Source organism: Allobaculum fili, from assembly GCF_020969955.1.
In the GTDB taxonomy this organism is placed as follows: domain Bacteria; phylum Bacillota_I; class Bacilli_A; order Erysipelotrichales; family Erysipelotrichaceae; genus Allobaculum; species Allobaculum fili.
The window spans coordinates 17,953-43,739 of record NZ_JAHDSX010000019.1 but is presented as its reverse complement, the minus strand read 5'-3'; the positions used below and the strand labels follow the sequence as shown (position 1 = coordinate 43,739).

The 25,787-nt window shown below is 52.9% G+C and carries 19 protein-coding genes; 2 read left to right on the top strand and 17 right to left on the bottom strand.

The features are described 5' to 3' along the window. Positions 1-219: 219 nt before the first annotated feature. The 4 genes from Afil_RS05925 to Afil_RS05910 all read right to left on the bottom strand — a co-directional run bounded on the left by Afil_RS05925 (position 220) and on the right by Afil_RS05910 (position 6,294). Positions 220-876: an acyltransferase gene (locus tag Afil_RS05925; protein ID WP_230267648.1), complete on the bottom strand. Its 657-nt coding sequence runs from the start codon at positions 874-876 to the stop codon at positions 220-222. A gap of 109 nt (positions 877-985) precedes the next feature. Continuing rightward, on the bottom strand, positions 986-2,965 hold the full coding sequence (locus tag Afil_RS05920; RefSeq protein WP_230267647.1) for a hypothetical protein: 1,980 nt from the start codon (positions 2,963-2,965) through the stop codon (positions 986-988). Between the two features lie 151 nt (positions 2,966-3,116). Then, positions 3,117-5,288 (bottom strand): ATP-dependent helicase, encoded by a 2,172-nt coding sequence (locus tag Afil_RS05915; protein WP_230267646.1) that lies wholly within the window; start codon positions 5,286-5,288, stop codon positions 3,117-3,119. After that, positions 5,278-6,294: a diacylglycerol/lipid kinase family protein gene (locus Afil_RS05910; RefSeq protein ID WP_230267645.1), complete on the bottom strand. Its 1,017-nt coding sequence runs from the start codon at positions 6,292-6,294 to the stop codon at positions 5,278-5,280. Before Afil_RS05910 ends, Afil_RS05915 begins: the two co-directional genes overlap by 11 nt. Positions 6,295-6,536: 242 nt before the next feature. Between Afil_RS05910 and Afil_RS05905 the strand changes: the two genes are divergently transcribed. Continuing rightward, complete coding sequence (locus tag Afil_RS05905; RefSeq protein WP_230267644.1) at positions 6,537-7,619, top strand: MraY family glycosyltransferase; 1,083 nt, start codon at positions 6,537-6,539, stop codon at positions 7,617-7,619. 210 nt (positions 7,620-7,829) lie between these two features. On the opposite strand, the gene rfbD is transcribed toward Afil_RS05905, so the two are convergent. The 12 genes from rfbD to Afil_RS05845 all read right to left on the bottom strand — a co-directional run bounded on the left by rfbD (position 7,830) and on the right by Afil_RS05845 (position 22,376). Next, positions 7,830-8,684 carry a dTDP-4-dehydrorhamnose reductase gene (gene rfbD, locus Afil_RS05900; protein WP_230267643.1) on the bottom strand — a complete coding sequence of 285 codons (855 nt, stop codon included), beginning with the start codon at positions 8,682-8,684 and terminating at the stop codon, positions 7,830-7,832. A 108-nt stretch (positions 8,685-8,792) separates the two neighbouring features. Continuing rightward, a complete protein-coding gene (rfbB, locus tag Afil_RS05895; protein ID WP_230267642.1) occupies positions 8,793-9,827 on the bottom strand; it encodes a dTDP-glucose 4,6-dehydratase in 1,035 nt (344 codons plus the stop codon). 6 nt (positions 9,828-9,833) lie between these two features. Then, entirely contained in the window at positions 9,834-10,418 is a 585-nt protein-coding gene (rfbC, locus tag Afil_RS05890; protein WP_230267641.1) for a dTDP-4-dehydrorhamnose 3,5-epimerase, read from the bottom strand. Positions 10,419-10,488: 70 nt separating this feature from the next. After that, complete coding sequence (rfbA, locus tag Afil_RS05885) at positions 10,489-11,379, bottom strand: glucose-1-phosphate thymidylyltransferase RfbA (protein ID WP_230267640.1); 891 nt, start codon at positions 11,377-11,379, stop codon at positions 10,489-10,491. A 260-nt stretch (positions 11,380-11,639) separates the two neighbouring features. Then, positions 11,640-12,380, bottom strand: coding sequence for a glycosyltransferase (locus tag Afil_RS05880; protein ID WP_230267639.1), 741 nt, complete (start codon positions 12,378-12,380; stop codon positions 11,640-11,642). Next, positions 12,377-13,516 carry a glycosyltransferase gene (locus tag Afil_RS05875; protein WP_230267638.1) on the bottom strand — a complete coding sequence of 380 codons (1,140 nt, stop codon included), beginning with the start codon at positions 13,514-13,516 and terminating at the stop codon, positions 12,377-12,379. The genes Afil_RS05880 and Afil_RS05875 overlap by 4 nt, the downstream gene beginning before the upstream one ends. A gap of 375 nt (positions 13,517-13,891) precedes the next feature. Further along, positions 13,892-15,055, bottom strand: a complete 1,164-nt coding sequence (locus Afil_RS05870) for a glycosyltransferase (RefSeq protein ID WP_230267637.1) — start codon at positions 15,053-15,055, stop codon at positions 13,892-13,894. A 331-nt stretch (positions 15,056-15,386) separates the two neighbouring features. Then, complete coding sequence (locus Afil_RS05865; protein WP_230267636.1) at positions 15,387-17,378, bottom strand: LCP family protein; 1,992 nt, start codon at positions 17,376-17,378, stop codon at positions 15,387-15,389. A 351-nt stretch (positions 17,379-17,729) separates the two neighbouring features. Beyond that, positions 17,730-18,848, bottom strand: coding sequence for a cell division protein FtsZ (ftsZ, locus tag Afil_RS05860; protein WP_230267635.1), 1,119 nt, complete (start codon positions 18,846-18,848; stop codon positions 17,730-17,732). A gap of 226 nt (positions 18,849-19,074) precedes the next feature. After that, the gene (locus Afil_RS05855) at positions 19,075-20,331 is read right to left on the bottom strand and encodes a cell division protein FtsA (protein WP_230267634.1); all 1,257 of its coding nucleotides are present in this window, start codon (positions 20,329-20,331) and stop codon (positions 19,075-19,077) included. Positions 20,332-20,892: 561 nt separating this feature from the next. Next, positions 20,893-22,125: a glycerophosphodiester phosphodiesterase gene (locus Afil_RS05850; RefSeq protein ID WP_230267633.1), complete on the bottom strand. Its 1,233-nt coding sequence runs from the start codon at positions 22,123-22,125 to the stop codon at positions 20,893-20,895. Between the two features lie 44 nt (positions 22,126-22,169). After that, the gene (locus Afil_RS05845; RefSeq protein ID WP_230267632.1) at positions 22,170-22,376 is read right to left on the bottom strand and encodes a hypothetical protein; all 207 of its coding nucleotides are present in this window, start codon (positions 22,374-22,376) and stop codon (positions 22,170-22,172) included. Between the two features lie 112 nt (positions 22,377-22,488). On the opposite strand from Afil_RS05845, the gene Afil_RS05840 reads away from it, so the two are divergent. Beyond that, a complete protein-coding gene (locus tag Afil_RS05840; protein WP_230267631.1) occupies positions 22,489-23,706 on the top strand; it encodes a hypothetical protein in 1,218 nt (405 codons plus the stop codon). A gap of 254 nt (positions 23,707-23,960) precedes the next feature. Here Afil_RS05840 and Afil_RS05835 read toward each other — a convergent pair whose 3' ends face one another. Continuing rightward, on the bottom strand, positions 23,961-25,652 hold the full coding sequence (locus tag Afil_RS05835; RefSeq protein ID WP_230267630.1) for an FAD-dependent oxidoreductase: 1,692 nt from the start codon (positions 25,650-25,652) through the stop codon (positions 23,961-23,963). Positions 25,653-25,787 lie beyond the last annotated feature (135 nt).

Sequence of the window (25,787 nt, the reverse complement as noted above, 5' to 3'; positions counted from 1 at the left end):
CTTTGGAGAAATCGATACCGAGATCGATTGCAGGGATGATTGATTCCATGAAAAAGCCTCCTTGAATAAAGGAATTATCCCAAGGAGGCGGTCGAGAAAATACCCGTCTTTTATTTGACGCTTACCGGCTTTTTGGCCAAAACAAAAAGCAGTCCTCGCTTTGGCAGAAACCGAGACAAAGACTACTTTCTTTTGAATGGATACGGATTCGTATGCGCGTTACTTTTTCGAGACGATATGATCCTTGTCCTTGAAAATCGAATTGGCAGGGATCACATGACGGACACTCGAGAGCGGATAAATGTTCGTATGGCGGCCGATTACCGTTCCCGGATTGAGAACGGAATTGCAGCCGACTTCTACATCGTCGCCCAGCATGGCGCCAAATTTTTTCAGACCGGTTTCGATTTTTTCCTTGCCGTCGCTGACGACAACCAGCGACTTGTCGCTTTTTACATTGGACGTAATCGAGCCTGCGCCCATATGCGAGCGATAGCCGAGAATGGAATCGCCGACGTAGTTGTAATGCGGAACCTGAACGTGATCAAAAAGGATCACGTTTTTTAATTCGGTGGAGTTGCCGACCACGCAGTGCGCACCGACGAGCGCGTTGCCGCGAATGAAGGCTCCTGGACGCACTTCGGTATCCGGACCGATAATGCAGGGTGCTTTTAAAACCGCGGTCGGTGCGATCTCTGCACTTTTATGAACGAAAATACCTGGTTCCTTTTCTTCATACTCCGCCGGCAGATCGTGACACAGCGTCAGAATCAGTTCATTGATTTTTCCTAAAGCCTGCCAGGGGTATTCAAACTGATCCAGCCAGTTTTTGGCCAGGGAATGTTCATGGGTATACAGATCTTTGGTTTTATACATAAAGCGCCTCACACTTCTTTTTTAATGCTGATTACTGTCCGGCCGGTACCAGTTCCGGCTGAACTTCATTTCCCGCATCCTGTACGATGCCGTTTTCTGCCGCTTCGGGCTACGTTTCCGGCTGGGCTGCTGGATCCGATTCTGCATTGGGTTCGGAAGCCGGTGCCGGTTCATCGCTTCGTTCGATGCGGGACGTCTGCGGTTCGTGGCCGCTGAGAATGGACTGAATCGCCGTCTTCGCCTGATCCAGCGATTCCGGATCGGGAATTAACATGTACGCCGAATCGCGAAGAACGGCGGAATACTGGGTCTGGTATTCCCCGGAAACGGTCGAATACCAGCACGTGAACGGTTCCGGTTCAAGAACGTACTGCCATATGAGCGTGCAGAGCTGTTCGTAGTTGAACGATGTGATCATCGATCCGTCGAGAATACGAAGCAGGGACGGAATGTTCGTAAACGAAATCTGCTTTCTGGCCTGGGCAAGATCGCAGAACATGACAAACTGGTTCAGTTCCTGGTCGAAATCGTTTCCGGAGTAGTTGGACAGGGAGCCGAGAATCTGACGGATTTTCGGTCCGGATACGCCTTTATCCGGATTGACCGTAATCGCTGAAGCGATTTCGTATTCCCGTCCGCCCGACTGATACAGGCCGTCCATTTCATCAAACAGCGAAACGACCGCGGCCAGATCGACCTGAACGGTAAAATCAATCGACGTGCCGAATTCTTCTTCGAGCGCCTGCCGCTGCGCTTCGAGCGTGTAATTGGAAAGCAGACCGGCACGGTCGGCAGCGCCATCGGCCGGACAGCCCAGCGTGCCGTCGCATTTGGCCGGCAGAGCCAGCGCGCGCGGAATAACGGTGACGAGCACCTGATGCGCCGTCGGGTTGACGGTCAGCAGCATCGTCATTGTCGACGTGTACATCTGGGTATTCAGCCGCGTATCCGAAGCGGAAACCAGAACGGTATACGGCTGCGTGTTGAGATCGAGCGGCTGGTTTTCTTCGACCAGACCGGTCGACCAGCTGACGTTCAGCGCGCTTGTCAGATCGCCGTTGGACGTCTGTCCATTGGAAAATTCATGAATCAGCTTAATTTCCGTCGGCGTCAGAATGGCGGCACGTACTTTCTGGCCGCGAACGGCTTTGTTGAGCTGCTGGAGCGTGCTGTACGATTCGGTACGCACCGTCACGCCTTCTTCTTTCAGACGGTCCAGAACTTTTTCATTCGTTTCGTTGCCGCGACTGTCAAGAACGCCGACAATCTGGCCTTCCAGAGCGTCAATCGTCTGGAGCGGTACCGCGTTCGGTACGTATAATCCGGCGCTCAGCGTGTATTCCTGACCATAGTCGCTCAGCTGATCGATTTCTCTGGAAATCGAATGCACATAGCGCTGACCAAAAAAGCACGTTACGACAATGGCCACGCAAAGAAAGACGGCTGGAATGGACCACAGACGGTTTCGGGTTTCGAAAAACCAGAACCCCGCAACGGTCATAGCCGCCGCGGCCAGTCCGACAATCCAGGCGGCGGCCGAAAGACGCAGCAGACCGAGTTCCAGCATCGAATAGAGCAGCCAGAACACGGCAAGCAGGCAGATCAGCAGACACCAGAACCCCGGCTTTCGTACCAGTCTGGCAAAGCGGGAAGGCCCTTTTGGCGCTTTTGGCGTTTTTGCTTCTTTGGATACTTCGCTCTCTTTTTCCTCTTGCGCACTCGAATCGGAATTTGAATCCGCACTGGCGGCGGGTTCCGAACCGAACGGTGCAGTTTCTGTCTTCGGGCTTTCGCCGGCCTCTTCCTGGCGTTCGGCTTCTTCCATCAGACGTGTCAGCGGCTTTTCCCGTTCCAGACGATCAATCGCACCATCACTATGCGCCTCGGTTTCATTTTTATTTGTACTGGCATTCGCCGTTTTCGGTTTTACGATTTTTGGCGTGTTGGAGGCGCTGATTTTTGCTCGCCGTAAAGGCGGACTTCCAGCGGCCCGATCCCCTGTTGCGGCCGCCGAAGTCTCCGGCTGGCTGTTTTCAGGCGCCGCGGGCTTCTTTTCTGTATCCATTTCCTTTTCAGTCCCCTTTTCCATACAGCCGCTGGCTGTATTTTCACGAAAGCCGATATGGCTTTCTATCCCCATACGCATCCAGAAGATGCGGTTTTATTTTTTTCTTTTTGAGTATACGTCCTGCACCCTCCGGGAGATCTTTCATCTGCCTTTTCGAAGAGAAAGCGCAGGCTTAATGCAAAATGGCTTCCGGATCGCCTCCGATTTTTTTCAGGCGGGCGTGCAGGGAAAGCGTACGCGTCGTGCTCAGTTTATCAAACTGAATCACGATTTTTTGTGCCTGTCGATCCAGATCGAGAATGATGCCTTCTCCAAAGACAGGATGCGCGATGCGATCGCCGCTTTGCAGCTCGTTTTCGTTTTCCGACTCCCCTTTTAAAGAACGGGAGCGCAGCGAGATGAAGCGGGTCGCGGCCTGAATGAGATCTTCTGGAATCGGCGGCTGCCAGACGGCGTTTTCCAGCCCGATATCAAAGAGAAAGCGCGAAGGCATGCGATTCGATCCCGAATGCAGGATGCCCTGTGCATCGCTGAGATACAGCTCCTTTTTGGCGCGGGTCAGGGCGACAAACATCAGGCGCCGCTCTTCTTCCATCTGCGGGCGGGTTTTCGTCTGCCTCGACGGGAAAATGCCTTCATCGAGCGCCGGCAGAAAGACGGTGTCAAATTCCAGTCCCTTCGCCGTATGAATGGTCATCAGGCGTACCTGATCGCTGGTCGTCTGTCCATCAGCAGCGGAAAAGAGCGCGTTCTGGTTCAGCCACGATTCGAGCGTCGTATCTTCTCCCCACGACACTTCAAATTCGGCAGCCGCCTGCTTCAGTTCGGCAAGATTGTCGAGGCGATCCTGGGCGCCGCGCAGGCGCTGTTCCTTTTCGTAGCCGGAGCGGTCAAGCACTTCATCGAGCACCTGGCTGATCAGCCGGTCCTGCCATACCGTTTCTTCCACGACCGCGATATACTCAGCCGCTTTGGTCGACGCGAAATAGTCGCTTTCGCTGTTTTCGACGAGCGCCTGATAGAGCGAGATTTCCCTCTGTTCGGCATAGTCCTTTAAAAAGGCGATGCGGCCTTTTCCAATGTTGCGCGGCGGATCGTTGATCGTGCGCAAAAAGTCGAGATCGTCCCGGTACAGCAGCATGCGGCAGTACGAGAGCGTCGTCTTGATTTCCGCACGCGAGAAAAACGGCACGCCCGAATACACGGCGTACGGAATGTGCGCCGCAATGAGCGCGTCTTCAATCGGACGCGTTAAATAATGAGCGCGGTACAAAATGGCCATGTCACGATACGCCACGCCTTCCTCATGACGGGAAGCGATGCGCGAGGCGATCCATTTTGCTTCTTTTTCCGGCGTTTCAAAATGACCGGCTTCCACCGGTTTTCCATCCGGCAGAAAGGGTATCAGATCCTTGTCGATCCGGTTCGCGTTTTTGGAAATGAGCGAGTTGGCCGTCTTCAGAATCTGAGGCGTGGAGCGGTAGTTTTCGTTGAGCAGCACCGTCTGGCACGGATGAAAATGTTCATCAAAATCGAGCAGACGGCGTACGTTGGCGCCGCGCCACGTATAAATGGTCTGGTCGGGATCGCCGACCACAAACAGATTGTGATGAACTTTGGCCAGCGCATCGATCAGGCGGTACTGCAGACCGTCGATGTCCTGGAACTCGTCCACCATGATGTATTCAAACCGCTGCTGCCACTTGCGGGCGACATCGGGATTTTCGTCAAAGATTTTCAGCGTCAGCAAAATCAGATCGTTATAGTCGAGGCCGAAGTTTTTCTTCTGCGCGCTCAGATACCCGTAAAAAATCTGATCCTGCGGATCGATCGCGTTTTCGTATTTTTTCTGAATGGCTGCGGGCGAGAGCGCCACGAGATCTTCCCGGTAGTTCGGCTCGTCCTTGATCTTGCGGATTTCAATCATGTCCCGCGCCTTGGAAAACGTCATGTCGTGAAGCGTCAGTCCCTTTTCGTCGTACACCTGCCGCAGAAGCTGATCGATATCCGCGTTGTCGAGCACCACAAACGATTTCGGATAGCTGATGATGTGGCTTTCCTCGCGCAGGATCATCGAACAGAGCGAATGGAACGTACAGATCGTCCCGCACTGATCGTCTCCGGTGAGTGAGCGGATGCGCGATTTCATTTCGGCTGCCGCTTTGTTCGTGAACGTAATTGCCAGAATGCTTTCCGGAATCATGCCGATCTCGATCAGAAAGGCATACCGGGCGGCGAGTGTTCGCGTCTTTCCGGAACCGGCGCCCGCAACAACCCGGACGTAGCCTTCAATGGCTTCGACCGCTTCGGTCTGCGACGGATTTAAAATGAGATCATTTTCCATGCGGACCGTCCCCTTGGGCGTTTTCCTTACTCGCGGGATTTTCGGGCAGCGCCAGCGGAACATCCGGGTGGAGTGCGGCGAGCCAGTCGGCCGCTTCCTGCACGTGCGATTTGGGCAGAGCGAGATTGAGAGCCGAAGAAACGGCGCGGGCCTCGACGATATCGTGCACGCCGCCGTATTCGCCATCGAGCGTCCACGGGATGTTTTCCCCTTTCAACCGGAACCAGGGCGACTGCACCTGCATCATGAGCGGATTGTCAAAAGAAGAGCGCATGAGGCAGGAAATGATCTGGTTGAGCTCGCTGATATTCATCGGGCGCTTAATAAAGACACCCTCGAGCAGTCCGTCGTGCCAGTTATAAATGTTTCGGGTAAACAGATCCGATCCGGCGATATAGCGGGAATTGGAAACCATGCCATACAGAAAGTCGCCCTGCAGCGAACCGCCTTCCCATTCGATTTCCAGCGTTTCACAGTTGTTTTCCCAATGGGCAAAATCCACGCGGCCAAGGGCTTCCAGAACGTAGGCGATCGAACCGAGGCGGTTTTTGCGCTCCTGCGCCGTCAGATAGGAAACCGAGGTGCCCAGACCGAAGGCGGCCACATAGGAAAAATATTCCTCGTTAAACTGACCGACATCGATGGGCGCCCACCAGTCGCCGCCCGCAATTTCAGCGGCTTCGCTCAGCTTGAGCGGAATTTCATGCGAGTTGGCAAAGTCATTGACGGTGCCGGAAGGAATATAGCCCAGCAATGGCATGTTTTTTCCAGCCATCCAGCCGTTGAGCGCTTCGTGCAGCATCCCGTCGCCGCCGCAGATGACCAGACGGTCGCAGCCGCTCAGATCCAGATTTTTCAGCTTTTCGCTGGCATCTCCCGGTTTCTGTGTCGGATACACCGTAACCAGATAGCCCATTCCCGTCATCTGATTGACGAGATCGGAGAGGCTGTTCTGAATTCTTCGGTCTCCGGCCACAGGATTGTAAAGAAGGAGCATCTTTTTCATAGTCCAATCCCCCAGTTCTGTACATTGAAACAGACGTATCGCCTTATCCTGATACAGAACAGTATAACCAAATCCGCTGGCCCCGTCCGGCTTTTCCCGGAAACGCTCTGCGAGTGTCGTCTTTGTGCAGACCCGTATACAGACACAGTCGCAAACTCGGGCGAACGGATGAAATACCAAAAAATGAATTTCTTTGTCATAATGGCATAAGGGCTCTCACTGTCCTGGAAAGGAGGAAGTCCGTGACTGCTGTCATGGCGTTCATTACGCCTTTTCTGATTTCAGCCGCACTCATTCCCCTGATCAAGCGGCTGTCGTATCCATCAGATGCCTGGGCGAAAATCAATAACCGTACCATTCATCACGGCCGTATTTCCCGGATCGGCGGCATAGCCATTTATCTGGCTTTCTCCTGTGCGCTGCTGCTCAACGGGCAGGCGGACCGTTCCATACTCGGCATTTATCTCGCCAGCTCGATGATGTTTTTCATCGGTCTTGCTGACGATTTTGTGGATCTTCCGGCCAAGGTCAAATTCATTTTGCAGGTGCTGGCGTCGCTGATTCTGCTTCACTACGGCATACGCGTCGATACCCTGCGCATCTTTGGCTGGGCCATCCGCTCGGATCTGATCTGTTCGATCTTCACCATCCTCTGGGTGGTCGGCATCACGAATGCGATCAATCTGCTCGACGGTCTCGACGGACTTTGCGGCGGCATGATTCTCATTGTGCTGGCCGTCATCTGTTCGATTTCGTTTGTCGACAAGCGCAGCGATATGGTCATCCTCTCCTTGATGCTTTCCGGCGCGGTACTTGGCTTTCTGCTCTACAACGCGCATCCCGCTTCGATTTTCATGGGTGACTGCGGATCTCTGTTTCTGGGTTCCATCGTTTCTTCCTTTTCCCTTCTCGGATTCAAATCGTCGACAACCATTACCCTTGGCCTGCCGATTCTGCTTCTCGTTTTGCCGATTATCGATACGCTCTCCGCGATCCTGCGCCGCAAGATTCATAACATTCCGGTCGATCAGGCGGACCGATCCCATCTGCACCATCAGCTGCTCAAGCGGTTTGGCCAGACCAATTCGGTCATCATCATGTGCGGCATTACGTTCCTGTTTGGCATGAGCGCGTTCATTTACATTTACAGCCGAAAAGCCGGTGTCGTTCTGATCCTGCTTCTTCTGCTCGTCATTGAACTGTTCATCGAGCGCACCGGCATGATTTCCGAATCGTTCCATCCGCTCCATTCCCTGGGACGGTGGATCTGGAAACATTGCCGTTCCCTGTTCAAGTGCAAGCCAAAGCCAGAGCCAAACGCATAAGCGCAAAAACAGATCTATGTCTTCCTTCTGTTATCTGGATTTGCGTGCCCGCTTTATCTTTGATTTGTTTCGGATGCCTTCGGGCATCCGTTTTCTTTTGCCGGTTTTTAAACGCGAAGACCGGCCTTTTCCAATCGTCCAAAAGAAAAACGCCCTGCCGGATGACAGAGCGTAAATTTCGTAAATTCGAACAGGCAGGCTTTAGCCAGATTAAGCCAGATCCATAGTTTTCAGATAGCGGGCGAGCGCATCCTGCCATGCAGGGAGTGGTTCAAAGCCTTCTGCAGCGATGCGGGAAAGGTCCATGCGGGAGTTGGACGGACGTTTCGCCTTAGCCGGATACTGATCGGAGCCGACTGGAATGACTTTTACGTGACGTCCGGTCTGGGCGAAAATTTCCTTGGCAAAATCGTACCAGGAAATGTAGTCGCCGCTGTTGGCCACATGGTACGTGCCGTATTTGTCGGTCTGAATCATATCCAGGCTCAGACGGGCGAGATCCCATGTGTACGTCGGCAGACCGACCTGATCGTCAACGACGGTAAGGGTGTCGTGGGTTTCGGACAGCTGCATCATTTTCTTGATGAAGTTGATGCCGTTGGCGCCAAATACCCAGGAAATGCGCAGAACGAAGTTTTTCGGGTTCTGGAACACGTAGTCCTCGCCTTCCGATTTGGTCAGGCCATAAACGTTCAGCGGATTTTTTTCATCATCCACTTTCCACGGTTCCGCACCCTGGCCGTCAAAGACGTAGTCCGTCGAGAAATACATCAGCGGGATGTCGAGTTCGCGGCACACTTTGGCGATATAGCCGGTTCCGGTCGCGTTGATGGCTTCTACGGTTTCAAACAGTTCGGGTTCTTCGCCCTTGTCCACCTGGGTCCAGGCGGCGCAGTGAATGACGGCGTCGTAATCGCCGCGGGAAATGACTTCTTCAACCTGATTCTGCCTGGTGATGTCCATTTCCGCTACATCGACGCCGACGGCGTCAATGCCGCGCTCCTTGGCCTGCACCATGATGTCGTGTCCGAGCTGGCCTTTTGCGCCGGTAACAAGAATTTTCATTTTCAATCCTCCTCTGTGCTCAAAACGAAAAGAAGCCGGACGGACGAAGCTGTTTCGCCCCTCCGGCTGCGGGTTCATAAGCGTGTATGCCTCAATAGCGAGACGGTTTTACTGGTCGACTCTTCCTTTGTCGACGTACATTTTCTGGAAGTAGTTTTTGTATTCTCCGTTGAGAATGTTTTTCCACCAGTCCTGGTTGTCCAGATACCACTGGAACGTTTTCTGGATGCCGGTATCGAAGTTTTCTTCCGGTACCCAGCCCAGTTCTTTTTCGATTTTTGCAGGATCGATCGCATAGCGGCGGTCGTGACCTTTACGGTCCGCTACGTATGTGATCAGGGATTCCGGCTTGTCGAGTGCCTTGAGGATCGCCTTAACGACTTCGAGGTTGCTCTTTTCGTTGTGGCCGCCGATGTTGTAGACTTCGCCTTCCTTGCCTTTGCGCAGGATCAGGTCGATGGCCTTGCAGTGGTCGAGAACGTACAGCCAGTCGCGCACGTTGGCGCCGTCGCCGTAAACCGGCAGGCTTTCGTTATCGAGCGCGCGGGCGATCATCAGAGGGATGAGCTTTTCCGGGAACTGGTACGGTCCGTAGTTGTTCGAGCAGCGGGAAATCGTTGTCGGCAGGCCGTACGTGCGGTGGTACGCCTGAACGAACAGGTCCGCAGCGGCTTTGGACGAAGAATACGGCGAGCTCGTATGGAGCGGCGTGGATTCCGTGAAGAACAGATCCGGACGATCGAGCGGCAGGTCGCCGTACACTTCATCGGTCGATACCTGATGGAAACGTTTAACGCCGTATTCTTTTGCGGCATCGAGCAGAGTCGTTGTGCCAAGAACGTTGGATTTTACGAAGATTTCCGGATCTTCGATCGAGCGGTCGACGTGGCTTTCGGCGGCGAAGTTCACGACGATATCGGGACGTTCCTTTTCAAACAGATCGAAAATGAAGTCACGATCAGCGATGTCGCCTTTGACAAACTTGTAGTTCGGCTTGTTTTCTACGCTCTTGAGACTTTCCAGATTTCCGGCGTAAGTCAGCGCGTCCAGGTTGATGATTTCATCTTCCGGATACGTATTGACCATGTATTCAACAAAGTTGGAACCGATGAATCCGGCTCCTCCAGTAACGAGAATTTTCATGTATGGCTAGTTTCCTTTCATCATGTCATCGTAAACGAACAGGTTGTTGGCGTCTTCGAGAACCGGCGAAATGCGGTCCTTGTCGCTGAGCACGGGTTCGCGTCCATTAAGAAGCATGCCCCAGTCGACGGCGACGGTCGGGTCGTCATAGCGGATGCTGCCCTCCGATGCCTTGTCGTAGACATTGTCGACTTTATAGCGGAATTCCACATCCGGCGTCAGGGTCAGAAAGCCGTGCGCAAAGCCCTGCGGGATAAAGAACTGGCGATGGTTGTCCGCCGACAGTTCGCAGGAAACCCATTTGCCGAAGGTTGGAGAACCTTTGCGGATATCGACCGCAACGTCGATGACTTTCCCCTTCGTGCAGCTGACGAGCTTAGACTGCGCATACGGCGGGTTCTGCCAGTGCAGACCGCGCAGCGTGCCTTCGGCTGCGGAAAAGGACATGTTGTCCTGAACGAAGTCGACCGTAATGCCGAGCTTTTCGTATTTGGGTTTGGAATAGGTTTCCGTAAAGTAGCCGCGATGATCGCCGAAAACGTCGGTTTCCACGATCAGCACGCCTGGAATTTCCGTTTCAATCACTTTCATGCTTATTTCCTCTTGAATGTCGGCCGGCCTTTTGTCCGGCTTTGGATCTGTTTTTCTTCCGAGCAGACCGCTATTTCTGGTTTTTATCAATGTATTTGCGATCGAGCAGCTTTTTGAGATAGGCGCCGTACTGATTTTTCTTGTAAATCTCGTACGTTTTCTCGAGCTGTTCGCGATCGATCCAGCCCTGCCGGTAGGCGATTTCCTCCAGGCAGGCAATTTTGCGGTGCTGGTGTTCTTCAACGGTTTTCACGAAGTTGGTGGCATCCACCAGAGATTCATGCGTACCGGTGTCGAGCCAGGTGAAGCCGTCGCCAAGCAGGGTGACGTTCAGTTCGCCCTGATCGAGATAAATCTTGTTCAGATCGGTAATTTCCAGCTCGCCGCGGGCGGAAGGCTGAAGATGGGCGGCGTAATCCACGACTTTGTTGTCATAAAAATACAGACCGGTAACCGCATAGTTGGATTTCGGTTCGGCCGGTTTTTCTTCCAGGCTGACGGCTTTGCCGTTTTCGTCAAACTCGACAACGCCAAAGCGTTCCGGATCTTCTACATAATAGCCAAATACCGTAGCGCCTCTGTCTCTGCCGGCAGCTTCCACAAGCCGTTTGGTCAGACCGTGACCATGGAAAATATTATCGCCAAGAATCATGGCGACGGAATCGTTTTCGATAAAATCTTTGCCTAAAATAAATGCCTGCGCCAGTCCATCGGGCGAGGGCTGTACTTTGTACGTCAGCTCCAGACCGAACTGGCTGCCGTCGCCGAGCAGTTCCTCAAAGCGAGGCGTGTCTTCCGGGGTAGAAATAATCATGATCTCCCGGATGCCAGCTTCCATCAGAATGGACATTGGATAATAAATCATCGGCTTGTCAAAAACAGGAAGAAGCTGTTTGCTGGTTACTTTGGTTAATGGATAGAGTCTTGTTCCGGATCCGCCGGCAAGAATGATGCCTTTCATCTCTTCAGTTCTCCTTTTCCGTTCAGCTCCATCTTAGCCAAAAAAAGAAAAGATGGGAAATGATACGGCGCACGTCCCACAACATACGAAATGTAAGAGCATTCACGGATTTTTAATGGTTTTTTCTGGCGATTTTTCTCCCACATTTTTCCCAAATTCTGCTCATTCCGAATCTGTTCAGCTTTAGGCACGGCGCTTTTTTCTCGGAGGATACGCACTTCCGTAAAAAAGCCCGGATTGCCGGACCTCCGTGTTCTTCCTTATCTTGATTTTGCCTTTTGCTTAGGAACGGGATGGCGAAGCAGCGCGCCGATCAGCTGGAGGCGCCACTGAATCTGATTTTGCAGAGAACTCGATTTGAGCGAAGACGCGTTGTTTCCATGCCGTCGATAGTCCAGACAGTTTTTCGGGCTGAAAACCACCTTGCCCATGCGATAGGCCTGCAGGCCCAGAAACTGATCGTGCATGGGAATCTTTCCAAAGGGAAGGCTTGCGTCCACGACTTCCTTTCGCACTGCCATGCAGCAGCCGATCATCGAATTGCGAAGCAGATTGTTCCAGAATCCTTCCTTCGAGCCGTGGCTTTGATAAAAGGAAGGTTCAATCACGTGAAGATCAGCATCGCATATCGAGGCATCGTGAAGCATCGCCATGACGTTCTCTTCGCGAAAGCCGTGACGGTATAAGTCGAGCTTGCCCGGTTTCCAGACATCATCCTGATCGCAGAACACGATAATTTCCCGTCTTGCCTGACTGAGCGCAAATTCAAAGTTGCGCACGACGCCAAGACCCGGGCCGCTTAAAATACGGATCCGCAAATCCGGATGGGCTTTGGCAAAGCGTTCCGCGATTTCAAGATCTTCGCTTAAACCGCCATCGCAGCTGATGATCAGCTCATCGCCGACCCATAGCTGATCGGCAATGGAATCGAGCTGCGCGTTCAGCCAGGGTGCGCCTTTATAGGTAGCCAGAACGACCGAAATGGACAGTCTCGAACTCATGCGTCCGCCTTTCCGTCCGCTTTTCGGGCTGCCTTTTTCCGATCCGTTTCATTTTGCGGGCGGTTTCCTTTCGGATCGGTTTCTGCTTCTTTTTCTTCTTTTCTGGAGGATGGATCGATCGGATTGAACGCTCTGGCTTCCTGCTGCGCAGTAGCGGAAGAAGAGGAAGAAGAAAGAATGGATTTGATGTCCATGCCAAGCGTCAGGCGGAATCCGCTGCCCTGATGGGAAAGCAGAAGCGAGCTGAGTTCAAACAGGGAGCGGTGGCTGAGCGCCTGGGCTCTCTGCGCGTAAAACGAGCGGACTTCTTCCATCTTTTCGATCATCTGCAGCTCGGCCTGAAACTGAAGCGTCAGCGAGAGGAGCGCTTCTTTCTGGAGATAGTCCTGCCACGAAGCATGCAGACGGCTTTCGTAGTCGCTGCGGCGAGTGAGACCGAGCGTGTTGCCGGGGTACTGGCGATAGCCCATCAGTTCCTCGTCGAGATAGCCCAGACCGTTCTGAATGGCTGCGATCGCGCAGATCGCCCAGTCATGGGGCAGATTCATATCGACCGGCGTAGACAGGTACTCATCCTTCAGCCGCCTGGTCAGCGCGAGCGTACATCCTGGCGAGACGTTGTAGCCCATCAGATCTTCAAAGGTCAGCCACGAAAACTGGCCGCGCGGCAGCGGACGGCGAATGAGATTATGGTTGCTTCGCCGGCTGCTCGACTTGCCTTCGATTGGACGGTCCTGGGCATCAATCAGCGAAAAGGAAGAAGCGAGCGCCAGCAGTTCCACATGCTTATCAAACATCTTCATCATGTGTTCGACTTTTTCTGGTTTCCAGATGTCATCGTGATCGCTCAGAAAAATATATTCGCCCCGCGTGCGGCTCAGCGCATCACGAAAGGCGCGGACAAAGCCGGTGTTCTCGGTATGGACGTGCAGAAACCAGCGGCCGGCGAGATGGTATGTGGCGATATATTCGCGGATTTTTTCGACGGTGTGATCTCTGGAAGCATCATCAACGATGACGACTTCATCAAAAGGCATCGTCTGCAGACGGATCGACTCGAGCTGTTCGATCAGATACACTTCTGCGTTATATGTGGTCATCGCCAGAGACAGGCGAATGGGATTCGATGGGTTCATGAAGCCTCCTTGTACCAGACTGCAGCGCCAGTCTGCGCCGCAAAGGATAAAACAAAATGAAAAGAAGATCGACTGCGGATTTTCCTTTGAAAAATTCGATGCATAGCCGCGGGCCACACTTTGAATTTTTCTGGGGGGGGGATGGAAAATCCATTTCTGCCTGCTACAGAAACCGTCTGCGTATGTCTCATGCAGTCACGCCGCGATTTTATCCCGCAAGTACAGCCTGCCGAAAGGTTTATACATCCAGACGGGCAGAATGATCCATATTCCGTATTGTGATCTTTTGCGCGACAGATCGCAAAAAAAGCCGCCCGCCTGCGCGCATACTCCGCTTACAAACGCCCGGCTTTATTCCAATGGGCCATTCTGAATTCATTTCCTGCTGTGTTTTGTGAGATTCTGCTCGCTTTGCCACAGGATTTCAAAGCTTTTTTCAAACGCCGACAGAGACAGATCCGTTTCAAAAACCTGACGGGCCGCCTTTCGCATGGCCTCTAACTGATTTTGAGCGGCCTCCGCAATTTCCTTTGCGGTCTGTTCGAGACGGCTGCGGTCGATGTTGATCCCGCATCTGTACTCTTCGATCCAGTCGTGCACATCGCCTTCCAGACTGTTAATGACCGGAAGCCCGCCCTGTAAATAATCGAGCGTCTTCATGGAAAGGCCGGCCTGTACGTCCGGTTTCATAATGTTGATGCCAAACGCGCAGGCATCAAAAATCGACTGTTTCTGCTCTGGATCATAGACGGCTCCGTAATCGATGATTTCACAGTACGGGGAAAGCCGCTCGACCATTTCGTCGCGGCGCTGTCCCTGCGCAATCAGATGCAGGCGAACCGCCGTACGTGCATGAAGCGCCTGAAACAGAGTTTCCATCGTATCGAGGTCAATGATGTTGTTGACAAACCCCAGATAGCAGAGATTCAGATGCTCCGTATCTTCAAAAGCAGAATGCGCTGTAAAAGTTTCTTCCGTTCCGGCCGACCAGTACATCACCTGCGCGGGCAGACCGGTCTGCTCCTGAATTTTTTTCTGAAACAGAGCGCATTCGCTGGCCAGAAGATCCGCGTCTTTTAAATAGCCGTTTCGCATATGCTTCCAGATCCAGGCCGGCGGCGTTTTGCCAAACCAGGAGCCGACCGGCAGCGATTCAGGCCACAGATCGTTGATATCAAAAATCAGGCAGACGTCCGGATGCTTTCGCTTGTAGCGTCCAATTTCCATCGCCAGCGAATTGGCCGGAATCAGACAATGGATGCGATCCGGCTTCCAGTCTTCCAGCCACGTTTTGGCACGTCTGGCAAATTCCATATGTCCCAGCAGTCTTTGCCACGACAGGTTTTTCTGGTAGGGCCGATGGCGAAGCCTGACGATGCCTTCTTCATCTGACGAGAAGGGCGCCTTGGTTTTGTGCGAAAAATCCGGCGTAAGAATAACGGTCTCTTCGCCATGCTTCTGATACTGTCTGGCGAGAAGTCTGGCTCTTGGCAGGTACGTGTCGCTGATGCAGATCAGCGCGGTCTTGTTTGTCTTCATGAAACCTCCCGCTATCTGGATTTGAACATGAAGATCCCGACCAGCAGACTCAGCAGAAAGAACAGCAGGATCCAGCAGAAATATTTGAGCTTCGCAGCAGCTGTGCGCGATGTAATATCCAATTTCATAACATCCTCATTATATCGGGTTCAGTCCTTCCCTGCTCATTTCCTCTTTTTTCCCCTGTTTCCAGTCCTGCGGAAACAGAGCGGCAGGAGCGCGGAAAGGCAGAAGGGCCTCACGTCCAGGCGAACCGTTTTGCCGGTTCAGACAAAAGGCGAAAAGCTTCGATTTGCTTTTCGCCTGAACAAAATTCAAAGGAAAGGTTTGGCTATCCGCCGTAGATCGGATTGCCCCATTCGTCATAGCCGATGAACGGACTCGCCGAAGGATCGATGGGATTGCCCCAGGCATCGTACTGCACATTCGGATCGGTATAGCCGTAATCCTGCGCCGGCTGCTGATACGGATCGTAGCCAGGATCGACATAATCCTGACCATAGCCGTACGGATCGGTAACGAGCGGTTCGTTGTAGGCATTATCCTGTTCCGTCTGGGTCTGATCCTGTGTGAGATCGACCGACGGGGTAATGGCTTCGGGAGAAATTTCGATCGTTTCGCCTGCACGCACATCCGCGATAAGCGATTTCGCGTATTCCACCATGGACGGAACGGCGATGGAAGCGCTCGCCGTCGTATTGAGCGTCGCGCAGTATTCAAAAGACGATTCGCCCGCAATGGCATAGTTCTGAATGTTCCAGTCCGGACGTCTGGCAATTTCCAGCGTCACGAGGGATTTCAACTCCCGGGCGCTCATGTTCGTATCGATCGCCGTCGATACTGCTTTGGCCACCTTCGGGTAGTTGATGAACATCGATGGAGACATGCATTTGCGAATCAGCGCCTTCATGACCATCGCCTGATTTTTGACACGCTGGTTGTCGCCGTCGACATACGCATGACGTTCCCGGGCAAAGGCAAGCGCACGGTCGCCGTCGAGATGATTGACGCCCGCATGCACGCCTTCTTCTCCGTTGGCGTAAAAGCGTTCCACTTCCTGTCCTTCCGGTACATCAATATCCACGCCGCCGACCGCATCGATCAGATTGATCAGCGACGAGAAGTTCACACGTACATAGTAATTGATCGGCACGCCCAGGAAATCTTCAATCGTGCTTTCCGTCGTGCCCACGCCGTAAATGCCGGTATGGGTCAGCTTATCGGTCGAGCCGTCCACCGCTTCGCAGGCACGGGAATTCTTTTCGCAGGATACCGTCACATACGTGTCACGCGGAATGGAGATCATCAAAATCTGTGCGGTTCGCGGATTCACCGTCACTAACATGTTTACATCCGAACGGGAAACCGTATCGATCGTTCCGTAACTGTCGTTTCCGGAAATCAGGACCGTAAAGGGATCACTCATGATGTTGGCAACCGGATCGGACGGCGTGATAGACGACGCGTCGCGATCGGTATAGTAAATGTATTCGTCCGTGATGTTGGCAAACGTATTCAGCGCGCTGTACTGGTTTTCGTCATTAGCGGCCTCGTACAGCTCTTCATGATTGTTTTCCGGGAAGGCGATCGTGGTCACTTCATGATCGAAGAGCGCGTCGACCAGCGAGTAGATCGAATCGTACTGCACGGGGGTAAAGGAAGCGCCCTGTTTGCGCAGGCTTTCTAACGCGTCCTGCGTATGGGAATCGAGACCGTCTACATAGCCTACCGTACCGTCCTTAAGCTGATCGGGTTCCGTAATATGGTTGCCTTTGAGCGTATAAAAGGAAATGACGTTGGCTTTGCGATCCGTCAGCGAGGAAATTTCCGTAAACATATCTTCGGTCGCCCGCGCATAGACGCCACCCACGCCGCAGCCGACGCCAAGTACGATCACAAGAATAGCCATGATCGTCCTGGATACCGGCCGCCGTGTCTTGCCCAGCCAGATCCACACAAAAAGCAGAAGAAGCAGACTGAGAACGGCCACGAAAATGAAGAGATACATCAGCGGCAAAATGTCGAGACGGAAGAGCTCAAAAATGAAATAGCCGCCGGCACATAAGGCAGCCAGGCTGATCAGCCAGGCCAGAATGCCGGGACGGCGATTGCGTTTTTTCTTTTTCCGGACGGAACTGGGAACAGTCGGTGCCTTGCGGCGGCTGGCTTTCGAAGAGACGTTTACGTACTCGTAATCGTCATCGTACCAGTCTTCTGCTCCAGAAGAACGCCGGCCCTGGGGGTTCGATCTTCTGGTGCTTTTCGGTGCGGAATTACGGTAAGTACGCCGATTCTCCGGCCTTGATTGTCGTGGTGAAGACATAGTAAACCTCCAGAATTTTCGAACTCATCATAAAGAGAGGCGGCACCAAATGCAACAAAGGCAAGAATCCGCCCTTTTTCTGTCCATTTTCCGATCCATTGTCAGAAAGTGGAACAGATAGCTCGTCTATACTCTTTATTAAAACACTTTGTTGTTAATTTATCTGCTTTTTCGTTCAAAGCTCTCTTTCTGGACCGAGATTGAGGGGTTTGGATTTCACAAAATTGAACATAATTTTTTCGTCCGGCTGTCTGGCTGCATGCCCATTTTCCATCAAAAAAGCGAAAGGATTGTTCGGTCCTTTCGCTCTGTAATTTTCAAAATTAAATCGTTTCCAAATCTTTTATGGAATTAGCGATTCTGGAAGAAGAAATCCGGGATGTTTTCATCCTCGGACGCTTTGACTTCCGCGCTTACCGAAGCACGGCCAGCCGTTACCTGCGGCTGTGTGTACAGGGAAGAAACCTTAGCGGCAGGTTCTGCCTTTTTGGTTCCGCCCTTTACTGCGGCCTTGCGCGCTGCCGGTGCGTCGTCGTCTTCAAAGCCCGTTGCAATAACGGTAACGATGATCGCGTCGCCGAGCTGTTCGTTAATAGCGATACCGAAAATGGTGTCGATGTCGCCGCCGGCTGCATCCTGAATCACCGCAACCGCGTTCTGTGCATCATACAGGGAAACCTTGTCGCCGCCGGTGATGTTGATGATCGCCGATTTTGCGCCGGTAATATCCGATTCGAGCAGCGGGGACTGGATGGCTTTTTCTGCAGCGTTGAGCGCTTTGTCTTCGCCGTCTGCCATACCAATACCGATCAGAGCACGACCCTGGTTGGCCATTACGGAACGAACGTCCGCAAAGTCAAGGTTCACGAGGGCAGGTACCGCAATCAGATCCGAAATGGTCTGAACGCCCTGACGAAGTACGTTGTCTGCAGCCTGGAAGGCTTCTTCGATCGGCTTGCGGCCGATGACTTCAAGCAGATTGTCGTTGGAAACAACGATCAGGGAATCGACATATTTTTTCAGTTCCTCAATGCCCTGTTCCGCATTGTTGGAACGGCGTTTGCCTTCAAATGTAAACGGACGGGTAACGACCGCGATCGTCAGCGCGCCTTCTTCTTTCGCCAGCTTGGCTACGAGCGGTGCAGCACCGGTTCCGGTTCCGCCGCCCATTCCAGCGGTAATGAAAACCATGTCCGCGCCCTTAATGGCTTCGCGGATTTCGGATTCAGTTTCTTCTGCAGCTTTACGGCCGACTTCCGGGTTGCCTCCGGCACCAAGTCCCTTGGTCGAATCGTTGCCCAGTACGATTTTCTTTTCTACCGGGGAACTTTTCATAACCTGAACGTCCGTGTTGGCGATGTAGAAATCTACGCCCTGCAGTCCGTCCATAACCATGCGATTGACCGCATTGCTTCCGCCGCCGCCAACGCCAATGACTTTAATATTCGCTCTCTGATTCAGTTCTGGCATGTGAATACTCTCCTTTATTCCTTGTTTCGATGGTTCGATAATCCTATGTCCATAAAGACTTCAGACAAGCGCGATATGCGCCTGTATGGCCGCATTTTACGCTCATTTGTCCTGATATCCTATCGTACAGGTTTTCTGTCGGATATTTCCGTTTTTGGTTTTCTGTTTTCCAATCTTGCGTCAAATCCGAATCGTATGATTCGTTTTTCCGGCAAGGGTGAAGCCGCTAGTTTTTCGACGTAAGTATTACGCGCTTGAGCTTACGGGTAAATCCGCCTTCTTCATCTTTGACATAGCGGGTAATGGACTCGATGCTTTCTTCCAGTTCGTTGTTATTGACGGAAATTTTGTCGCGGCCCTGAATTTCATTGCCGTCTTCCCAGACGTACGCCATGCCCAGCGGCACGACAAAGCATCCGCTGCGGGCACCGATGCTCGAAACGGAATAAACGTCCGCAGACGCATTGAAATCCTTGAGCAGATCGCGCAGAACCGGAATGTTCGAGCCCTGACCGGTAATCAGATAGCGGGCTTTGGTCTGGCTTACAATCGCCTGACAGGCGGCATTGATTTCCGCGATCCAGCTGCGCATGCGGGGCAGAACGGCATCGGCCAGTTCTTTTCGAGTGATTTCCACACGGCGATTTTCCTGCTGTTCAATGTAGATCACACGGTCCTCATCGTCTTCCTTCGGAACGCTGAAGAGGTTTTCGAGCAGACGCCATGCGGCGCTGTCGGAAAGCTGATAGCGATCCTGAAGCTTTTCAATGAAGGACTGGTATCCCTGATCAATCACAGCACAGAAGGCGATTTTGTTCTGATTGAGCAGGGCCAGCGCGGTATGATCGGCCTCCAGGCTGATCAGAATGACCGGCGCGTCCGCGGACTGCAGAAGCGATCCGGTTTCCTTTGCGGCTGCGTACAGATCGACCGCAATGTCCATGACCTGAATGCCGGCATCTTCCACTGCCTTGACATAGGAGAACACCAGTTCCCGGTTTCCATACAGCAGATCGACGTCCATATCGAATTCCGCCGCATCGCAGCCAAACGGCATCTCATCAAGATGGGTGGCCCCGATGAAATACTGAATCCGGTTGACGTTGATCAGCACTTCGTCGTCAAAGCTTGCGGCATGCATCGCCGTCTTCAGCCCCTGCTGAAGATGGAAGCGGCGAACGGTATGCGTACCGTCGTCGATATCGATGTGCACTTTGGTATTGACGTTTTTGACGCCGCGGCTGGGAACCGCGAGCAGAACGCGTTCGATGCGGTAGCCAAGCGCATTTTCTGCCTGACTGAGGGCCTGTTTCACGGCGTTGGTTACTTCTTTTTCATCGGTAATCTTTCCGTTGGAGATACCGGAGTGTGCGCAGCGCTCCACGCGTAAAACATTGCTTCGGTTATTAAAGATTTCCACGACTGCAAGCCGTACTTCCCGGTCGGCAATTTCGATGGAAGCGTAGACACTTTTTTTCGCCATAAGATCTCCTTCACTCTGTTTTATATTATATGCTCAAGCATTTGGAAATTCATTTGTATTCCCTGCCCGCAAACCAGAAATCGCTTTATTTCAGACAGGACGCTCTTCTTTGGGAAGACGCGACCTTCAGTATAACATTTTGCCCGAATGTCTTTGAATTTTTCCTTTTTCACCGGCATTTTCTTTTTCCGCACGCCGGTGCTTTTTGGCGGTGCGCCAGGTTCAGTCCGATGGAAACGGCACCGATTTCAGACGGGCTGCCGGTTCCTTTTTCATTCTGTTTCTTTTCTGGCGAGGCAGTGACTCGTTTGCCCGCCCGGCTGTTCTCATTTCAGATCCCTCTTTGATCCGGAAAAGATGGAAAACGCGAACGGTTTTGCAGGGATTTTATCTTTTCCGGACAGGTGGGTCTTTCTGCTAATTTTCGGATTATCTTTTCATTTTCCAGAACTTCAAAAGGCAGAAGGAAAGCGGAACCCCCTTTTCTTCTGCCTTTTGTTTCCAATTCCTGTACTGCTCAATTCTTCAGACGCGTCTGGAAGTACGCATTTCCTGTCGAACTCAGTTTTGTGCGCTCTGTGCCATTTCCTTATAAATGAGGACGGCGTTTTCCGTGTCGGTAATGACCCCGTCAGCACCCCATGAGAGATAGCGGTGAATGGCATCGGGATCATCGACGGTCCAGAGCCAGACTTCCTTGCCTGCCGCATGGATCTGCTCGATCCGCTTTTGCGAAATGAGCTTTTCATCGAGCGCAAGCGAATCCAGCCAGTCGCAGCCTAGCGCCGGATCGATTTCCGTATATTTATTGACGAGCAGCTGAACAAACATGTTCGGCAGCTTTTCGTGGATGGCTTCGAGAATGCCGGTATAAAAGGACTGCACCTGCATCGTGTAAGCGTACTGGGGATACGCTTCGACGACATCCAGAAACGGCTGAGGATCGTTTCGATCGTCCTTGAATTCAATCAGGTAAATGAGCTGATCGCGATAGCGGCCGATTACTTCCGACAGGCGGTGCAGCTTTTCTCCGTTATGCAAAATGATCTGGTCGAGTTCTTCGCTCGTATGTTCGGTAATGTTCCAGTCCAGACCCGCCGGTCCTTTCAGCGAATCGTCGTGGCAGACATACAGCACACCGTCCGAACTGGTGCGTACATCCAGCTCGACCTGGGGGCAGCCGGAAAGCAGCGCCAGATCGAACGAAGCGAACGTATTGTCCAGATTGTCTTCGACAAAGCCGCGGTGCGCGAAGACGGGAATGCGCTGCAGATTGCGGCTCGTCTGGTTCATCAGACGGCTGCGGACCATTTCATCGATCTGCTCGGAAGAAAGCGAGGCGGAGCCGATCTGCGGTCCGGCCACGAGCGGATAAATTTTATACGCCCCAAAGGAGGCCGCCGCAAACGCCAGCAGGCCGATCAGCGTACGTCGCATAAAATGGTGCTTCTTCACAGGTTTTCCTGCGGACGTTCGCGCCGCCTGCTTCCCGGCTTTTCGCGCACTCGTCCGATTTGACGCTGAAGAAGCGGCAGAGTGAGCGCTCTGATCGGCGCGACTGGCCGGCTCTTTTTTCAAAGCCGTTTTCTTCATCGTCTGTTCTGTGTTTTTTCGGGTCCGTCGGCCGGTTTTGTCCGGTGTTCTGGAAAGAGAGGCCAGCGAATCGGCAGCGCTTGAGGAAAACAGCCTGTCGTTTCGTTCTTTTTCTTCCGGACTTTCCCATTGCCAGTCCTTCTCTTCGAGTCGGGAAGAAGCAGACGGATTTGGGTTTGTATCGTTATGGTTTGTATTCATGTCTCTCCTGTTTCCAGTTCTGGCCTTTTCATTTATAGCGGATGCTAAGAGCGTTCCGACCGTTGAAACCAGAAGCCGCATTGGGCAATCGGATCCTGTGCGCTTTCAAAAACGCCGCGAAATGGGCGGCACACAATACGGTATTGTAAAAGAAATCTTTCAGCTTTCAATTTTCTAAGCGGCGCAGCTTTTCCAAATTGCGCCGTATTTTTTCTTTGGGCTCGTCCTGTAAAAAAGGAAAAGGTTTTCATATCGTGCCGCGTCTAGTGCGTCAGCGTTGACAAAGCGCTGGCGTGCCCATCAATTTGGCTGAATTTAGTATGGCGTATTCGACCGGGAACAGCCGTATGTTAAAATATCGTCATGAAAAATAACACAGAAAAACCAAAAAGCCGCAAGGCGAATCGGGAGGCTGCCACTCGCGAAGCGTCCAGGCGCCCTTCCCCAAAGGAAGAGCGTCAGTTATTTGATGAAGATCTCGCGGATGAAGAGCTCTGGGATGACGAAAACTATGACGAAGAAGACGACTATGAAGTCGATCTTCCATCCCGGTCTTCCCGCTCGCGCAAAGCGCAGCCGGCACCGGCAAAGCCAAAGAAACGAAAGGGATCGCTTGTTCTTCCCGTTCTGATTCTGGTTCTGGCCGTGACGCTGACGTCTCTGCTTGCGGTCGTCTATCTCCATCACAAATCAGGCATGCCTTCTTCTTCGGCATACCAGACCGCCGAAACCGAGGCGATGAAGCAGTACGATGACTTTACCGCCCTGGTCAACAATGCCGTTAAGCCGGACGACTGGGACGAAGGCGCATTTAACACAATGAAGCAGGCCGCTCTCGACGCGTACGATCAATCCTTTCTGACAACGATCGAAGCCGCCAAAAACGGCGATGCAGCTGCACGGGATCAGCTGAATGCGACCAGTGAAATTACGGTTCCGGAGCAGCCGGAAAAAGTCCGTCTGTTCGAGCAGTTCTTTACCGATTCTTCGGCATGGCCTGGAGCCATCGTCAATCTGGCCGCCTCGGATCCATCCATGGTGGATTTCATTCTCGCTTATCCGAGTGCCAACAAGGACGGCAACCGGGACGCGCAGATTGCAACCGACGCGCTGCAGGATCTGAAAACTGCCAATCCGGACTGGGGCTATATGCAGTATGGAAACGGCCTGTTCGTACAGACCGGAGGCGCCCCGACCGCCATTTCCGAAGTGTTCTCCTGGCTTCTTCAGGATCCGACGTTCAACCCCGTTACGGTTGCGGATTTTGCCCGTCAATATGAATACGATCTAACGCCCGCTCGCGACGGCGATTCCATTTTCGCGGGAGCCGCTTTAAACTGGGGCATTCCGATGAATCCGCTGCCCGCTTACCAGACGCAGATCGGAGACGCGCTTGCCGCCGGCGATATTGTCATTCTCCAGCAGGGCGACAACGAAAATCCGCATTTCCTCGTAGCGACTGGCGTAGATGAAAACGGCATGTGGATCATTCAGGATCCGACATCTTCCGCCCCGGCATCGGCTGTCGATCCAGCATCCATCATCGATTCCATTACTGCTGCCTTTGCCTTCTGGCTCTAAACTCCATTGAAATGAAAATCTGTACCTTGAATTCTGCTCCGGCAGATCGGGTACAGATTTTTTTGTGCTTCGTCCGGGACTTTGGGTTTCCAGTTTTCACCGGACATGCAGAAAACGGACAGGGACGAACACCGCGAAAGGCCATGTTCGTCCCTGTATTCCTTTTTATGTTTATGAATTTCTTTTCAGCCGTTCTTTTTCCCGCTCTGTTTCAGATGTTTCTTTTTCAGCGGCTTGTCTGTGCCGGATCTTTCTTATCGATCCATGCCGCAGGGGAAGGCCGATTCCACCAGCTGCCGTTCGTGCGTAACTTCATCGTAAAAGCGATATCCGCCGGCAAAGTTGTAGCAGTCAAACCCGTTGGCTTCCAGAATCCGGCAGGCGATGTAGCTGCGCAGACCGCTCTGGCAGATGACGTAAACCGGTTTTCTGGGATCAAGTTCATTCAGGCACCCGCGCAGTTCATCGACAGGAATATTTAGAAAGCCTTCGATATGGCCCCACGCATATTCTCCATTCGTGCGCACATCGAGCCGGGTTACATCGGGATTGTGTTCGATCGCCTCCAGATCGTCGAGATGCCACTGCTTCAAAATGCCGTCCCGGATGTTTTCGATCATGAATCCCGCCATGTTTACAGGATCTTTTGCCGAGGAATACGGCGGAGCGTACGCCAGATCGAGATCCTTGAGATCGACCGCGTTCATTTTGCAGTGAAGGGCGGTCGCCAGCACATCGATGCGCTTGTCCACTCCTTCATAGCCGACGATCTGCGCGCCGAGAAGACGGTACGTTCCCTTTTCAAAGACGACTTTCATAGTCATGACTTTGCCGCCGGGATAATAGCCGGCATGGCTCATCGGAGAAAGAATGACGGAGTCGACATCGAGACCGGCTTTGCGGGCGGCCGTCTCACTTAGCCCGGTGACGGCGGCATCGAGGTCAAAGACTTTCAGAATGCTGCTGCCCTGCGAGCCTTTGTAATGGCTGTCCTTGCCGCAGATGTTATCGGCTGCAATGCGTCCCTGTTTATTCGCCGGGCCGGCCAGTGCGATCAGGGCCGGATCGCCGGTTACATAATGAGAAACCTGAACAGCATCGCCGACGGCGTAAATGTCCGGAACGGACGTTTCCATGCGCTCGTTGACGAGAATGCTGTCCTTGATGCCCAGCTTCAGACCGGCGTCCTTGGCCAGCTTTGAATCCGGCGCGACGCCGATAGCCAGAATGACCATGTCGGCGTGAAGAGGCGCCTGCTCCTTGAGCAGAACATCCACACCGTTTTCCTTTTTTCGAAATCCTTCTACCGTCTGGCCGAGAGCCAGCTTTACGCCATGCCGCCGCATTTCGCCCTGAATCAGCGCCGCCATGTCCGGATCAAACGGGTTCATGAGCTGTTTCGGTCGCTGCACGATGGTCACGTCGATGCCAAGTTCGCGCAGATTTTCCGCCAGCTCCATGCCGATAAAGCCGCCGCCGGCCAGAACGACCGATCTGGGATGATGCGTATCGATATAGTCCTTGACGCGAAGCGTATCTTCTACCGTACGCAGCGTGAACAGCTGATCGGCGTCCATGCCGGTTAAACGCGGAAGCACCGGTCTTGCGCCTGGGGAAAGCAGCAGCTTGTCATACGGTTCTTCAAACGTTTCCCCGGTTTCCAGATTCGTCACCGAGACAGTTTTACGATCGGGATGAATGGCGGTCACTTCATGACGGACTTTCATGTTTACGCGAAAGCGCGCGTCGAAGCTTTCCGGGGTCTGGAGCGTGAGATCGCGGCGGTCGGAAATAACGCCGCCAATGTAATACGGCAGGCCGCAGTTGGCATACGAAATATGATGCGAGCGTTCAAATACCGTAATCTGCGCCTGCTCATCCAGACGGCGGATGCGGGCAGCTGCTGTGGCGCCGCCGGCTACTCCGCCAACAATAACGACTTTCATAAAAACTCCTTTCCGGATTCCGGAATGCGGCCGCCTCACGGGCGTCCGGAACGTCTGGAATCCGCTCTGTTTGGGGAATTATAGCCGAACCGGCAGACAATCCTTTTCCATTCGGCGATCTTTTCATTCGATTCG

What these genes read in the sequence shown, in the direction of transcription:
- Afil_RS05925 (WP_230267648.1), bottom strand. Translation starts at nt 876, where the DNA reads ATGTATAAAACCAAAGATCTGTATACCCATGAACATTCCCTGGCCAAA.
- Afil_RS05920 (WP_230267647.1), bottom strand. Translation starts at nt 2,965, where the DNA reads ATGGAAAAGGGGACTGAAAAGGAAATGGATACAGAAAAGAAGCCCGCG.
- Afil_RS05915 (WP_230267646.1), bottom strand. Translation starts at nt 5,288, where the DNA reads ATGGAAAATGATCTCATTTTAAATCCGTCGCAGACCGAAGCGGTCGAA.
- Afil_RS05910 (WP_230267645.1), bottom strand. Translation starts at nt 6,294, where the DNA reads ATGAAAAAGATGCTCCTTCTTTACAATCCTGTGGCCGGAGACCGAAGA.
- rfbD (WP_230267643.1), bottom strand. Translation starts at nt 8,684, where the DNA reads ATGAAAATTCTTGTTACCGGCGCAAAAGGCCAGCTCGGACACGACATC.
- rfbB (WP_230267642.1), bottom strand. Translation starts at nt 9,827, where the DNA reads ATGAAAATTCTCGTTACTGGAGGAGCCGGATTCATCGGTTCCAACTTT.
- rfbC (WP_230267641.1), bottom strand. Translation starts at nt 10,418, where the DNA reads ATGAAAGTGATTGAAACGGAAATTCCAGGCGTGCTGATCGTGGAAACC.
- rfbA (WP_230267640.1), bottom strand. Translation starts at nt 11,379, where the DNA reads ATGAAAGGCATCATTCTTGCCGGCGGATCCGGAACAAGACTCTATCCA.
- Afil_RS05880 (WP_230267639.1), bottom strand. Translation starts at nt 12,380, where the DNA reads ATGAGTTCGAGACTGTCCATTTCGGTCGTTCTGGCTACCTATAAAGGC.
- Afil_RS05875 (WP_230267638.1), bottom strand. Translation starts at nt 13,516, where the DNA reads ATGAACCCATCGAATCCCATTCGCCTGTCTCTGGCGATGACCACATAT.
- Afil_RS05870 (WP_230267637.1), bottom strand. Translation starts at nt 15,055, where the DNA reads ATGAAGACAAACAAGACCGCGCTGATCTGCATCAGCGACACGTACCTG.
- Afil_RS05865 (WP_230267636.1), bottom strand. Translation starts at nt 17,378, where the DNA reads ATGTCTTCACCACGACAATCAAGGCCGGAGAATCGGCGTACTTACCGT.
- ftsZ (WP_230267635.1), bottom strand. Translation starts at nt 18,848, where the DNA reads ATGCCAGAACTGAATCAGAGAGCGAATATTAAAGTCATTGGCGTTGGC.
- Afil_RS05855 (WP_230267634.1), bottom strand. Translation starts at nt 20,331, where the DNA reads ATGGCGAAAAAAAGTGTCTACGCTTCCATCGAAATTGCCGACCGGGAA.
- Afil_RS05850 (WP_230267633.1), bottom strand. Translation starts at nt 22,125, where the DNA reads ATGAATACAAACCATAACGATACAAACCCAAATCCGTCTGCTTCTTCC.
- Afil_RS05845 (WP_230267632.1), bottom strand. Translation starts at nt 22,376, where the DNA reads ATGAAAACCTTTTCCTTTTTTACAGGACGAGCCCAAAGAAAAAATACG.
- Afil_RS05840 (WP_230267631.1), top strand. Translation starts at nt 22,489, where the DNA reads ATGAAAAATAACACAGAAAAACCAAAAAGCCGCAAGGCGAATCGGGAG.
- Afil_RS05835 (WP_230267630.1), bottom strand. Translation starts at nt 25,652, where the DNA reads ATGAAAGTCGTTATTGTTGGCGGAGTAGCCGGCGGCGCCACAGCAGCT.